Origin of the sequence: Cupriavidus basilensis, from assembly GCF_029335485.1 — a bacterium.
Classification (GTDB): domain Bacteria; phylum Pseudomonadota; class Gammaproteobacteria; order Burkholderiales; family Burkholderiaceae; genus Cupriavidus; species Cupriavidus basilensis_E.
The window spans coordinates 1-11,953 of sequence record NZ_JARJLM010000522.1; the positions used below are offsets into that span (position 1 = coordinate 1).

Sequence of the window (11,953 nt, forward strand, 5' to 3'; positions counted from 1 at the left end):
GGATCGCTCGGGTGTCTCGGCCTCTCCGGCCCGCAGCTTCGATGCCTACACCGATGGCGCACGCTCCGGCAAGCTCGACGTCTTCACCGAAGGCGCCAACGTCTGATGCAACCGCAACACCCCCGGCTCCCCACGCCGCGGTACCGCCTGACACGGTGCCGCGGCCTTGACGGCTGATGCCGCGAGGCAACGTTCTGCAACGCCGCCTCACTAGGGTAAGCCACTAGTTGAAACCCTCTTCTCCGCCTCCTACCATGAAACATGAATCATGTCTCATGTTAGTCAGGCCAGCCAGGCCGCGCCCGGCCGCCAGTCCGACCACATCGCATAGCGACAATCCGCGCGCGTAGCCCCCGGTTCCTGCCGCAGGTTTTCCGTAGTCCCGTTTCAAGGCCAATACCGTAGTTCCGGAAGCTTTGCCCGACGGCATCCGGGGCGAAGTCCTGCCCGTTTTCCGCCGGTCGCGCCGCGTGGCGCAAGGTAGCTGAAGAAAACACAGAAAGGAGACTGGAAACAATGAAATCCTGCATGGAACGTCAATGGTTGCGCATGCTGGCTGCAATGCTCCTGGCCACGCTGTACGCATTTTCGGCGCACGCCGCCACGGCCGGGCCCGGCGCGTGGAGCGGCCAGCAGACCTGGGCTGCGGACACGGTCAATGGCGGCAGCCTGACCGGCTATTTCTATTGGCCCGCCAGCCAGCCGACCACGCCGAATGGCAAGCGCGCGCTGGTGCTGGTCCTGCACGGCTGCCAGCAGACGGCCACCGGCGATGTCGTCGACAATGCCAACGGCGGTGGTTTCAACTGGAAAACGATTGCCGACCAATATGGGGCGGTCATCCTCGCTCCGAACGCGACCGGCAATGTCTACAGCAACCATTGCTGGGATTACGCGAATACCGCGCCGAGCCGCACCTCGGGCCATGTCGGCGTCCTGCTGGATCTCGTCAATCGCTTTGTCGGCAATGCGCAATATGCGATCGACCCCAACCAGGTCTACGTGGCCGGCCTGTCATCGGGCGGCGGCATGACGATGGTGCTGGGCTGCATTGCGCCGGATATGTTCGCGGGCGTGGGCATCAACGCAGGTCCGCCGCCGGGCACCACGACCGCGCAGATCGGCTTTGTCCCGTCCGGCTATACGGCCACGACGGCGGCCAACCAATGCAAGTCATGGGCCGGCACCAACGCCGGCAAGTTCACCACGCAGATTGCCGGCGCGGTCTGGGGCACGTCGGACTACACAGTGGCGCAGGCCTATGGCCCGCTCGACACGGCGGCGTTCCGCCAGATCTATGGCGGCACGTTCACGCGGGGAACCGCGGTCTCGATTACCGGCGGCGGCACCAATACGCCCTACACCGACAGCAACGGCAAGGTGCGTACGCATGAAATCACGGTATCCGGCATGGCCCACGCCTGGCCGGCCGGCACCGGCGGCGACAATACCAACTACGTGGACGCCTCGCACATCAACTACCCGGTGTTCCTGATGGACTACTGGGTCAAGAACAACCTGCGCGCCGGCGCCGGCCCCGTGCAACCGGGCACGCCGCCGACCGGGCTTGCCGTCACCGGCACGACGCAGACCTCGATATCCCTGTCCTGGAATCCGGTCACCAACGCAAGCGGCTACAACATTTACCGCAACGGCACGCAGGTTGGCTCGTCGACGTCGACAAGCTATACCGATCCGGGCCTGATCGCAGGCACCAGCTACAGCTACGCGGTCACGGAAATCGATCCCGCCTCCGGAGAAAGCGCCAGATCAACCGCGATCGCGGCCACGACGCAATCGAGCTTCACCTGCACGGCCACGACGGCCAGCAACTACGCCCACGTCGTTGCCGGGCGCGCGCACGATAGCGGCGGCATCGCGTATGCCAACGGCTCGAACCAGAGCATGGGCCTCGATAACGTGTTCTACACGAATACGCTCGCGCAGACGGCTGCCGGCTACTATGTGGTCGGCAGTTGCCCGTAATCGCCTGCTGCGCGCATCGTGGTGCCAGGCCGCCTGACGGCGGCCTTCTCTGGGTTCTTTGCCGCTATGTGGAGGGGAGAGGGGAACCAAGGTCGCTTGTCGACCCGGTTCCGTTCAACCGACAGACGTCAGGATAGCGGCCGCTTCCATTCCGTTGCGGTCATGCGGACGTTCGCCGGCCATCGGCCGATATGCCGTAAAACCTGTAAAAATCCGCGATCGGGGCTTCTACGGCGAGCGCCTGCAGCGGGAAGGCCAGCGCCAGGTCTCCAAGGCCGGTAAGCCGCTCGAGCCGGCCCTTGAAATCCCGCACAACGCCGTGTCTAAGCGAGCCGTTGCGGTCGAGAAACTGCCCCCATAGCGATACGTGGCGATACCTCGGTTCTGCGACCCTGGCGCTGGCGATGTACGACGCGGGAAAGCACCGCTGATATGCAGGAAGGTTATAGAGCCACGAGGTGCCGACTACACCCTTCACATTGTTCCCGGCGCGCCTGACGTCACCGAAAATTGACCGAAGCTCACCAAGCCGTGCAGGCAGGCGCTCGCTGCTCAAAGGCGATGTGGTGGCCGGCTCCGCGTTTCGGAAATGAATTCGCACGTGTTCCTCGCCTTGCATCGCATACGAAAAACAGGCGGACGTCGCGGCGGGCCGTAAGTCTTCGCCTTGCGCGAGATAGAAGCGATAGGTCCAGTCGCAAACATCCGCTGAGCGGGTCACGCCGTCGACGTAGCGACGCCAAATCGGGTGGCTGTGATTGAAATCCCTACCTAGCCCGAAGCGAATGTAGAGATTCGTGTAATCGAGCAAAGCCCGGCCGATGGGCAGTCCGGCAAGAGCCGCAACCGCCTTCGCAGCCTCGATCTGGAGCGCGAAAAATTCCTTGCTGTAAACCATCGGAACCTGTTGCCACTGGCAATAGTCATCAATGTTCCAGCATTCTATGCCAGTGACCGCCCCTCCCCGGCTTCGGGCGGCCAATACTGGCACATCGACTGCCTGGAACTGGCCGAACTCGGAGGCTCGAAGCGTGGGTGCCGATCGTGCGTTGCCGACTCCACGGCCAACTTCCGTAGCCGACCCAAACCAGCCGACGGACTAGTGGCTACTGAGCGACCGGTCTTTGGTCGCACCACGGACGTTGATGTCCGTATAAACACACTGTTAGACTGCGGACGCCTTCCCCGCACATGTACTCAACCATTCAGGATAGTGACATGACCGAATGCGCTCTAACATTTACCAGCCAGACCGAATGGGAAAGTTGGTTAGGGCAAAACGGCAGCACTTCGACGGGAGCATGGCTGCGTCTAGCGAAAAAAGGCACCGAGCAGCGAACCGTAACCTACGAACAGGCGTTGGAAAGCGCCCTCTGCTATGGCTGGATTGATGGTCAAAAGCAGGCTGAGAGCGAGAAACACTGGTTACAACGCTTCACCCCACGCTCCGCAAAAAGCATCTGGTCCAAACTTAACAAAGACAGGGCAGAAGCGCTGATCGCCGCAGGCAGAATGCGCCCGCCCGGCATGTGCGAAATCGAGAAAGCTAGGAAGGACGGCCGCTGGAAGGCTGCTTATACGTCGGCCAGTAACTCGATAGTGCCGGACGACCTGCAGGTGGCTTTGGACGCAAATCCGGAAGCCAAGAAGTTTTTTGCAACACTGAACAGCCGTAACCGCTATGCCATCCTGTTTCGGATACAGAATGCCAAAAAACCAGAAACAAGGGCGCGTAAAATCGAGGAATTCGTCAACATGCTGAACCGTGGCGAAACCTTCTATCCATAGATCTTGCGCTTCTGACGGAGAATTTGCCAAAACGGGGGCATGGCATATAAACCCCTAATGGCCGCTTCGCACTGGCCGGCAAGCGCCCGCTCGCCGGCTATCGGGTTGTCATACTTCAGTTTGCTCCGCCAATTCGAGCGCGTCGTCTCACACGTCTGAAGGGAGACCAAGTCTGCACTTCCTCGCATGGTCGCGGCCCGACCCTTCTCCGACATACCCTCCTGAGCGCGGAATGTCCGCTAACCGTAGTTGAACCGTCAGACCACGCCGGAGTGAATCAAAGCTCGCGAAGAAACTCAATCAATGCGGAGTTAACGAAATCCGGCGCCTCTTGCTGTAGCCAGTGCCCTGCTCGCGGAACCACTCGAGAGGCGCGCAGGTTTGGCACGATCTGGGGCATGGCGCCAATGATGTCGTGCATGCCTGGAACTGCCAGACCCGTGTCTCGCTCGCCAACAAGGTATAGGGCGGGAACCTCGATCAACAGGCCCTCGAAAGCGGCTTGCACTTCCCAGTTGCGGTCTAGGTTGCGATAGTAGTTCAATCCGCCGCGAAAGCCAGAAACGCTGAATGCCTGAACGAATCTGTCCAGGTCGGCGGGCGCGAGCCACGCGGGCAACGAGGACGGATCATTCAGAGAGTCAAGGAGCCCGCCACTCCGTAGCAGAAGTCCAAAAGGATTAGGTGTATTCGCGTCGCGGACACCTACATCGCCCGATGCAGAAAAATAGATCTTGCGCAATGTGGCCGCAACGTCACGCTCAAGTTCTGTTTCGGCCAACCCTGGTTCGGAAAAGTAATGTGTGTAGAACCACGTTTGATCGGTCTTCGGAAAAAGCCGACTCGGCGCCATCGGCGCGCGGCCCATCATTGGCACACCGAGCGCAGCGACCGCGCGAAAGCGGTCGGGCCGAAGCATCGCAGCCTGCCAGGCAATGGTTGCGCCCCAATCATTTCCCACGACGACTGCGTCGCGTTCTCCGAGCACATCAACAAGCGCAACCAGGTCAGCGACAACGTGCAAGGTTGTGTACTGTCCGATCGCCGCTGGACATTCGCTTGATCCGTAGCCACGCAAATCTGGGGCAACTGCGCGGAAGCCGGCGCGCGCAAGTGCCCCCAGTTGGTGCCGCCAGGCATGCGAGGTCTCGGGAAAGCCGTGACAAAGCAACACTAACGGACCATCGCCCTGTTCTGCGACGTGCAGGCGGATGCCGTTGGTTTCAATATAGGTTTGACGGTATGCACTCATGCTTGCTCGAAGAGACAGTTGTACACAAGAATCTCCACATATCGTAACATCTAAAGTTACTCATTTCCACATTTTCAAAGTTATGCAACGTGATACCCGGCTGGCTCGACTTCTGCACGTACTCATCCACATGCACCTTCGCGGCGGCGCGACCACTTCGGAGACGATCGCGCAGATGCTGCATACGAACCCCGTCGTCGTTCGCCGCACAATGGCTGCGCTACGCGAAGCTGGATATGCAAGGTCTACAGGCGGTCCAGGCGGAGGTTGGGCACTCGCATGTGACCTCAATGCTCTTACGGTGCGAGACGTTTACGTGGCCATCGCGCACACCGCATTGTTCGCGGTCGGCCCGGCTGACGACAATCGCAATTGTCCGGTAGAGGCGGCGGTAAATCGGCTCATCAATGAGGCCTTGTGTTCAGCAGAAAATACGTTGCTTCAACTGTTTGGCGAAAAGCGACTCTCACAGATCGCGCACGACGTAACCGCGTCAAAGTCGGGCAAGATGACGACCTAGTTCGGGGACCATGGAATGGGTATTAATGTGCAAGTCGCGCGGGCTTGCTTGACAACGACTTTTCGGATGAACGGGTGTCAGCTTCCAGCCTGCAAGCAGCCGTTGATTTGAGCGCTGTCAGTGTCCCTTCTTGGCCGTGAACGGCCGCCTGCGGCCGATTATCGAACAGGTGACCTTTCCCGAGTCAAGAGGCCGGTACCAACCCACAAGGGACGGTCGCCGTTCCCGGTATCGGCCTTACAAAGCTCAATCGGACGGGGCATCCAGACTAGGGGGCCATCGCCGCAACAATCGGTTGGTAATAGCCAGTGACGGTTGGTGAGAGGACCTGTACGTCGTTGAATCCGACCTGAGCGGAGAGAGTTGCCACCTCGTCGGGCGTGATAGCACGATAGCGACCGACGAAATGGCTCGACTGCCAGTCGAGACTGTTCGTCTGCCGGGTGATGTACAAATGAACTGTGTAACGCCGAGCGTCTTGCCAGTCCCAGACCTGATGCACAATGCGGCGAAGGCCGTTGTCCATGAACAGTGATGGCGGTAGCACAATCGGTCGCTGAGTCAGCAACGTGCCGTAGTCTCTCAAGCTGACAAACATCCTACCCCGCGGTCGTAGGCTCCTGAGCATCGCCGCCAGCGCGTTGGCGATTTCCTCGTCGCTCTGCAAGTGTGGAATGGCGTTGTCGAAAGCCACAACGGTGCCGTAATGTTGCGCCTTGCATGTGGCGAGCAGTCTCATGTCGTCCACGCGAAATTCGACGTCCAGATTTCGCAGGGCAGCCTCCTGTGTCGCCCGCTCTATTTCCGTCTTCGATATATCCGTGCCCTCAACGTCATATCCCGCGCGTGCGAGTCCCAACGCTTGAGTACCGATTCCGCATGCGCAATCGAGGATGGTGCCAAGCACACCGGATTCGCTTATGAGCGGCGCCAATACCGCCCGTTGACGCTCGATCGCCTTATCCCAATCGTCAAAAATCAGGTGATAAGAGGAAGCCATGTCATCGTAGAAGCTCTCTGCGGGTCGAGTCATGGAGTTCCCTTGGATTGCTGTAGGTACTTGATTGTCAGCGATGTACGGACGCTAGTCGAGTGACTGAGGCTGGCCGAACTCCGACGTCGGCTCACGGTTCGAGGGCCGACTGCGGTCATCGGCGGTTGCCGACCCGAAGCCGTCCTTAGCTTGCCCCCGAAGCGGACATTCCCGCGTTGATCTCAAATGTAGAGGGCTCGGCCTCCGCCGGATGATGTTCGGACTCGTTCTGCAAAGCCCTCAAAGAAAAACGGAATGTTGTCGCCAGTATCTCCGGACAAGCGGCCACGGACCTTGTCCCAAGTCCCAATAGCGGTATGACTTTGCTGATCACCAACTACAAGCACGGGCTGATCTCGTTCTTGGAGCCATGAATACGTGCCTCCAAACTGCTGGCGACCGACTTCCAGGTGTAGCAACCAAGTCGGGTCACCAGCCCTTCCACCGCTTCAGACGGTAGATCGTCTCGATACTCTGAAGCCTCCGCAAGCATCTCTTCGACAACCTGCAGACTTTCTTCCGAAAAATCGAGCCTTCCCTGTGCCCGATCATTGAAGTCGGCCAGAGCTTTCGCGGCGAGGCGTTGCACTTCTTCCTGGAGTTCACTCATATTGGCTTGAATTGGTGGTTCGGAAGGATCTGGCTGGAATTGTCCACAAAGTGGAGGTGGTTGTCGATCGACCGTTTCTGGCCGGGAACGGACCTCGGCCGTGGGCACCTCGGGCGACTCTTCCTGGCCGACTTGCGACGCCCATCTGTCGCAGTCGGCTGCCCCTTGCCGACCCCTTACCGCCGCTCGCTGACCACCTGCTCAAGGGCACTCGCCAGTAGTTCGCCAACCTTTGAGTGCTGCGTTACGGAACGAAGTGAGCGTGCAGCGAACGGAACTGTTGTACATCAGACCACCATCCTGCCCTGCGGCTATGCGGGCATGGAGTCGAGGAACACGTAAAGCGCGGCAATCTTCCCATCGCGGACGATGATCACATCCAAGCCCGTATAGTCGGGTGCCTCGCCCCGCGGGCCGGAACCCCAGGCAAGGCGGCCGGCATTGTGAAGCGCCTGAGGTTCGCCGTGTGGGGTATAGGCGAAATGCGGGTGCGTTGCGCGAAGGTCTCCGGCGAACTTGTCGAGCGCGTCGTGCCCGACGAAGGTGCCCGGCGGCACGTAGAGTACGCAGTCTTCGGTATAGAGCGCTTCGATGGCTGCGCGACGGCGCATTGCGTCGCTTTCGCCGAAGACCTCCTGAAGGTTGCGATCGAGCAGTTCATGGATACGGTCATTCATCATCTTTCTCCTGGGTGATGGACTGAGGACTGAGGACTGAGGATTGAGCCAAGTCACCGTGTGCAGATATCTATGAAGCGGGCGTCGTGCTACTGGGCAAGGGCCAAGGTCTTTGCGATGGCCGTGACGACAGCGGGGCGCGCCGAGATTTCGTCATACCAACGCGCAACGAACGGAAACCTATCGAGAGCCGCACCGATTGCCTGATGGCGCCACACCCACCCGAAGTGAGCGATGTCCGCGATGCTGTACGCGTCGCCCGCAACGTACGGATGACGCTCAAGGCTGTGATTGAGCACGCCCAGCGTCCGATCCACCTCCGACAGCGCGCGCGCTTTTGCCCCGGGCTGTGGCGACGGCTGCATCGCGACCAGGAAAGCCTGCAGGAACGCCGGGCCGAGGCCGGAGGCGTGGAAGAAGAGCTGCTCGAAGACTTTGCCGCGCTGGGGGCCATCCTTCGGCAGAAGTTGTCCGGTCTTCTCTGCAAGGTGGACCAGGATCGCGGCGGACTCGCTCAGTATCAGCTCGCCATCCCCGGGAGCGGAACGGTCGACGAGAACCGGGACTTTCGCGTTGGGATTCATCGCCTTGAAGGTGTCGGTCTTCTGCGCGCCCTGGCGCAAGTTGACGGGAACGAGCCGATAGTCGAGACCGATCTCTTCCAGCGCGATGGTGACCTTGAGGCTGTTGGGCGTGGCGAATGCGAAAACTTCAAGCATGGTCGTGTCCTTTTTTCCGGAGTCAGGCGCGGCGGCCGTCAAAGCTGATGGGGCCACCACCGAACGCGATCACATGCAGCGAGCCGCCCGCCTCCGTCTTCACGTGCGCGTAGAGGCGCTTGAGATCGCCGAGGTTGGCTGAATCCGCCTGGATACCCGTCGCCTTGGCGCCGATCGCCGCAATGGCGGCGTCGAGTTCAGCCTGGCGGCGGCCGGTCACAAAGACCCGCGCGCCCGCGGCGGCAAAGCGCTTGGCGGCGGCGAGGCCGATGCCGGTTGTACCGCCGGTGACGACGGCAATCTTTCCTTCGAGCCTGCGTTCCATGATGGATCTCCTGTGCGGTGAGACAAATCTATGACGCCGTGCTATTTTTCGAAATAGAAATGAATGCAAACAATCATTGCAGGATTGTCGATGTCGAAGCTACCGGATTTTGAAGGGCTCGCGATGTTCGCGAAGGTCGCCGAGGAGGGTTCATTCGCTGCCGCGGCGACGGCGATGGGCGTTTCGGTCGCCACGGTTTCGCGGGCGGTTACCCGCCTTGAAGAGCGGCTCGGGGGGCGTCTGTTCAACCGCACCTCCCGACGGCTTGCGCTCACGGATTACGGCCATACGCTCGCCGAGCGCGCGGCGAAGCTCTACGCCGATGCTGAAGAAGCCGAGGATTTCGCGCGCGAGACTTCAAGCCGGCCGCGCGGTCTCGTCAAGCTTGCCGCGCCGTTCTCATTCGGCGCTCGCTGGGTTGCACCGCTGCTGCCCGAGTTCTTCCAGACCTATCCGGAGATCTCCGTCGATCTGCATCTCACGGATGCCCAGGCCGATCTGATTGGCGGCGGCTTCGACGCCGCGCTGCGCATCGCCATCCTGGAGGACTCGTCGCTCGTCGCACGTCTCATTGCGCCCGTGCGCCGGTTTGTCGTGGCATCGCCCGCCTATCTGTCCCGCCATGGCCGTCCGCAGCACCCGCAAGAGCTCGGCGCCCACCAGTGCCTGACCTATGCCAACAGAAGCCAGCGTGACGTCTGGCGCTTTACTCACCAGCACGGCGAACAATGCGCGGTCACCCCAACCGGGGCGTTACGGGGAACGAGTGTGGAAGCGTTGCTGCCCACGGTTCTTGCGGGGCTTGCGATCACCGAGCTTCCTGAATTCGTAGCCGCGCAGTACTTCCCGGGCAAGCAGCTTGAACCGATCCTGACCGACTGGCGTTTGCCCGAAGGCGGCCTGTATTTCGTCACCCCCTCCGCCCGGGCAAGACCCGCAAAGGTAAGCGCGCTGGCCGACTTCTTCATCGCCAGGTTGACCACGGCAGAATGGCGCGCAAAGTGATGGGCGCCGCCGTCCAGCCGATCGTCACCCTGGTGGCTTCGATCCTCCCATGCCGCAATCCGGCGAAGCGCATTTCTCCGCCAGCGGCCACGCCACCATCATTCCAATTTCTGGAATTGAGAAATCCCGAAACCGTCATTCCCGCGCCGCAGCGGCCGGGAACACAATGCGCGATGCGCAACGCTGCAGCGACAGCGCTCGCCAGACCCGCAGCCCACGCCCCCGCCACGCGCGAGCGCCTGCCCTGCGCGCCAGCCCCCTCTTTCCCGTTGGACCACCCCACAAAACCATGACAACCATCACGATCAACGGCAAACCGCAAAAGATCGATCTGCCCGACGACGCCCCGCTGCTGTGGGCCGTGCGCGACCACCTGGGCCTGACCGGCACCAAGTTCGGCTGCGGCATGGCGCTGTGCGGCGCCTGCACCATGCATATGGACGGGCAACCCATCCGCTCCTGCGTCACGCCGGTGTCGGCGGCCGTCGGCAAGAAGATCACCACCATCGAAGGCTTGTCGGCCGACAAGATCGGGCAGGCCTTGCAGGCGGCCTGGGAGGAGTTCGGCGTACCCCAGTGCGGCTACTGCCAGGCGGGCCAGTTGATGTCCGCTTCGGCGCTGCTGCACGCAAACCCGCATCCGAGCGAGGAAGACATCGACGGCGCCATGAGCGGGAATATCTGCCGCTGCGGCACCTATACGCGCATCCGCGCCGCCATCCAGCACGTGGCGAAATCGAACGTGGCCGCCAAGCCGGCCAGCCAGCCCGCCACCAGGAGGAGCGCCAAATGAGCGGACAAGACTCGCTTGCAGCGCCGGACAACGCCGGCGCCCTGGCATCCGCCGGCCGACGCCGCTGGCTCAAGGGCATGGGCGCCTTTGCCGGCCTGACATTGGCGGTGGGCGTGGACGGCATCGTGCTGGCCGCGGAAGAACCCAAGAAATACGGTCGCGACGGCATGCCCGGCGGCGCCGTGGACAGCCCGCTGGTCTTCCTTGGCATCGGCGAGGACGGCAAGGTGTCGATCGTCTGCCATCGCTCCGAAATGGGCCAGGGCGTGCGCACCAGCCTGCCGATGGTGGTGGCCGACGAACTCGAAGCCGACTGGGCCCAGGTGCTGGTGGTGCAGGCCCCCGGCGACGAGGTCCGCTATGGCAACCAGAATACCGATGGCTCGCGCAGCGTCCGGCATTTCTTCGACCCGATGCGGCGTGTCGGCGCCAGCGCGCGGATGATGCTGGAATCCGCCGCCGCGGCGCGCTGGGGCGTGCCGGTGAGCGAAGTACAGGCCCGCAACCATGCGGTGGTGCACGTACCGAGCGGCAAGAGCCTTGGCTACGGTGCCCTGGCGAAGGATGCTGCCCGCCTGCCGGTGCCGGCACCCGCCAGCCTCAAGCTGAAGGACCCGGCACAGTTCCGCTATATCGGCCGCGACAACACACGCAATATCGATGGCCGCAACATCGCCACCGGCCGCGCGCAATACGGCATCGACGTGCGGCTGGACGGCATGCTGTACGCCGTGGTCGCGCGCCCGCCCGTGTTTGGCGGCAAGCTCGCCAGCTTCGACGCCGCGCAGGCCATGAAGGTGCCTGGCGTGGTCAAGGTGGTCGAAATCGCCGGCAGCCCCGCGCCCGCGATGTTCCACCCGCTCGGCGGCGTGGCGGTGATCGCCACCAATACCTGGTCGGCCATCAAGGGCCGCGAGGCGCTGAAGATCCGCTGGAACGACGGCCCCAACGCGGGCTACGAGTCCGGCGCGTTCCGCGCCACCATGGAGAAGGCGGCAAGCCAGCCCGGCAAGGTGGTGCGCAACCAGGGCGACACCATGGCCGCGCTGGCCGGCCCGGGCAAGCGGGTCACGGCGCAGTACTACCTGCCGCATATCGCGCACGCCACCATGGAACCGCCGGTGGCCACCGCACGCATCGCCGGCGGCAGGTGCGAGGTATGGGCATCGGTGCAGGCGCCGCAGGCCACGCGTGAAACGGTGGCCGGCCATCTCGGCCTGAAGCCCGAAGACGTCACGGTGAACG

The 11,953-nt window shown here is 62.0% G+C and carries 13 protein-coding genes and 1 pseudogene; 7 read left to right on the forward strand and 7 right to left on the reverse strand.

Annotated features, from left to right (window positions below):
• Together P3W85_RS32140 and P3W85_RS32145 are read left to right on the forward strand one after the other, a co-directional pair.
• Positions 1–106, forward strand: a pseudogene (locus P3W85_RS32140) (copper resistance protein CopQ); the annotation flags it as partial.
• 422 nt (positions 107–528) lie between these two features.
• The gene (locus P3W85_RS32145; protein WP_430869664.1) at positions 529–1,986 is read left to right on the forward strand and encodes an extracellular catalytic domain type 1 short-chain-length polyhydroxyalkanoate depolymerase; all 1,458 of its coding nucleotides are present in this window, start codon (positions 529–531) and stop codon (positions 1,984–1,986) included.
• A 160-nt stretch (positions 1,987–2,146) separates the two neighbouring features.
• Here the strand turns inward: P3W85_RS32145 and P3W85_RS32150 are convergent, their stop codons facing one another.
• Positions 2,147–2,884, reverse strand: coding sequence for a hypothetical protein (locus P3W85_RS32150; protein WP_276267729.1), 738 nt, complete (start codon positions 2,882–2,884; stop codon positions 2,147–2,149).
• A gap of 320 nt (positions 2,885–3,204) precedes the next feature.
• Here P3W85_RS32150 and P3W85_RS32155 point away from each other — a divergent pair, with 320 nt between their 5' ends.
• Positions 3,205–3,774 (forward strand): YdeI/OmpD-associated family protein, encoded by a 570-nt coding sequence (locus tag P3W85_RS32155; RefSeq protein ID WP_276267730.1) that lies wholly within the window; start codon positions 3,205–3,207, stop codon positions 3,772–3,774.
• 277 nt (positions 3,775–4,051) lie between these two features.
• On the opposite strand, the gene P3W85_RS32160 is transcribed toward P3W85_RS32155, so the two are convergent.
• Entirely contained in the window at positions 4,052–5,026 is a 975-nt protein-coding gene (locus P3W85_RS32160) for an alpha/beta fold hydrolase (RefSeq protein WP_276267731.1), read from the reverse strand.
• Between the two features lie 82 nt (positions 5,027–5,108).
• Here P3W85_RS32160 and P3W85_RS32165 point away from each other — a divergent pair, with 82 nt between their 5' ends.
• A complete protein-coding gene (locus P3W85_RS32165) occupies positions 5,109–5,546 on the forward strand; it encodes an Rrf2 family transcriptional regulator (RefSeq protein ID WP_276267732.1) in 438 nt (145 codons plus the stop codon).
• A gap of 268 nt (positions 5,547–5,814) precedes the next feature.
• On the opposite strand, the gene P3W85_RS32170 is transcribed toward P3W85_RS32165, so the two are convergent.
• The 5 genes from P3W85_RS32170 to P3W85_RS32190 form a co-directional block, all read right to left on the reverse strand.
• On the reverse strand, positions 5,815–6,579 hold the full coding sequence (locus P3W85_RS32170; RefSeq protein ID WP_276267733.1) for a class I SAM-dependent methyltransferase: 765 nt from the start codon (positions 6,577–6,579) through the stop codon (positions 5,815–5,817).
• A gap of 337 nt (positions 6,580–6,916) precedes the next feature.
• Positions 6,917–7,189: a hypothetical protein gene (locus tag P3W85_RS32175; RefSeq protein ID WP_276267734.1), complete on the reverse strand. Its 273-nt coding sequence runs from the start codon at positions 7,187–7,189 to the stop codon at positions 6,917–6,919.
• A gap of 311 nt (positions 7,190–7,500) precedes the next feature.
• On the reverse strand, positions 7,501–7,869 hold the full coding sequence (locus tag P3W85_RS32180) for a nuclear transport factor 2 family protein (RefSeq protein ID WP_276267735.1): 369 nt from the start codon (positions 7,867–7,869) through the stop codon (positions 7,501–7,503).
• An 86-nt stretch (positions 7,870–7,955) separates the two neighbouring features.
• Positions 7,956–8,585, reverse strand: coding sequence for a glutathione S-transferase family protein (locus P3W85_RS32185; protein WP_276267736.1), 630 nt, complete (start codon positions 8,583–8,585; stop codon positions 7,956–7,958).
• Between the two features lie 22 nt (positions 8,586–8,607).
• Complete coding sequence (locus tag P3W85_RS32190; RefSeq protein WP_276267737.1) at positions 8,608–8,910, reverse strand: SDR family NAD(P)-dependent oxidoreductase; 303 nt, start codon at positions 8,908–8,910, stop codon at positions 8,608–8,610.
• 90 nt (positions 8,911–9,000) lie between these two features.
• Here P3W85_RS32190 and P3W85_RS32195 point away from each other — a divergent pair, with 90 nt between their 5' ends.
• The 3 genes from P3W85_RS32195 to P3W85_RS32205 form a co-directional block, all read left to right on the forward strand.
• A complete protein-coding gene (locus P3W85_RS32195) occupies positions 9,001–9,915 on the forward strand; it encodes a LysR family transcriptional regulator (protein ID WP_276267740.1) in 915 nt (304 codons plus the stop codon).
• A gap of 289 nt (positions 9,916–10,204) precedes the next feature.
• Positions 10,205–10,708: a (2Fe-2S)-binding protein gene (locus tag P3W85_RS32200; RefSeq protein WP_017227249.1), complete on the forward strand. Its 504-nt coding sequence runs from the start codon at positions 10,205–10,207 to the stop codon at positions 10,706–10,708.
• On the forward strand, positions 10,705–11,953 hold a 1,249-nt coding region (locus P3W85_RS32205), incomplete at its 3' end, for a molybdopterin cofactor-binding domain-containing protein (RefSeq protein WP_276267738.1). The genes P3W85_RS32200 and P3W85_RS32205, both read left to right, overlap by 4 nt.

What these genes read in the sequence shown, in the direction of transcription:
- P3W85_RS32190 (WP_276267737.1), bottom strand. Translation starts at nt 8,910, where the DNA reads ATGGAACGCAGGCTCGAAGGAAAGATTGCCGTCGTCACCGGCGGTACA.
- P3W85_RS32170 (WP_276267733.1), bottom strand. Translation starts at nt 6,579, where the DNA reads ATGACTCGACCCGCAGAGAGCTTCTACGATGACATGGCTTCCTCTTAT.
- P3W85_RS32145 (WP_430869664.1), top strand. Translation starts at nt 529, where the DNA reads ATGGAACGTCAATGGTTGCGCATGCTGGCTGCAATGCTCCTGGCCACG.
- P3W85_RS32150 (WP_276267729.1), bottom strand. Translation starts at nt 2,884, where the DNA reads ATGGTTTACAGCAAGGAATTTTTCGCGCTCCAGATCGAGGCTGCGAAG.
- P3W85_RS32165 (WP_276267732.1), top strand. Translation starts at nt 5,109, where the DNA reads ATGCAACGTGATACCCGGCTGGCTCGACTTCTGCACGTACTCATCCAC.
- P3W85_RS32195 (WP_276267740.1), top strand. Translation starts at nt 9,001, where the DNA reads ATGTCGAAGCTACCGGATTTTGAAGGGCTCGCGATGTTCGCGAAGGTC.
- P3W85_RS32200 (WP_017227249.1), top strand. Translation starts at nt 10,205, where the DNA reads ATGACAACCATCACGATCAACGGCAAACCGCAAAAGATCGATCTGCCC.
- P3W85_RS32185 (WP_276267736.1), bottom strand. Translation starts at nt 8,585, where the DNA reads ATGCTTGAAGTTTTCGCATTCGCCACGCCCAACAGCCTCAAGGTCACC.
- P3W85_RS32155 (WP_276267730.1), top strand. Translation starts at nt 3,205, where the DNA reads ATGACCGAATGCGCTCTAACATTTACCAGCCAGACCGAATGGGAAAGT.
- P3W85_RS32180 (WP_276267735.1), bottom strand. Translation starts at nt 7,869, where the DNA reads ATGATGAATGACCGTATCCATGAACTGCTCGATCGCAACCTTCAGGAG.
- P3W85_RS32175 (WP_276267734.1), bottom strand. Translation starts at nt 7,189, where the DNA reads ATGAGTGAACTCCAGGAAGAAGTGCAACGCCTCGCCGCGAAAGCTCTG.
- P3W85_RS32160 (WP_276267731.1), bottom strand. Translation starts at nt 5,026, where the DNA reads ATGAGTGCATACCGTCAAACCTATATTGAAACCAACGGCATCCGCCTG.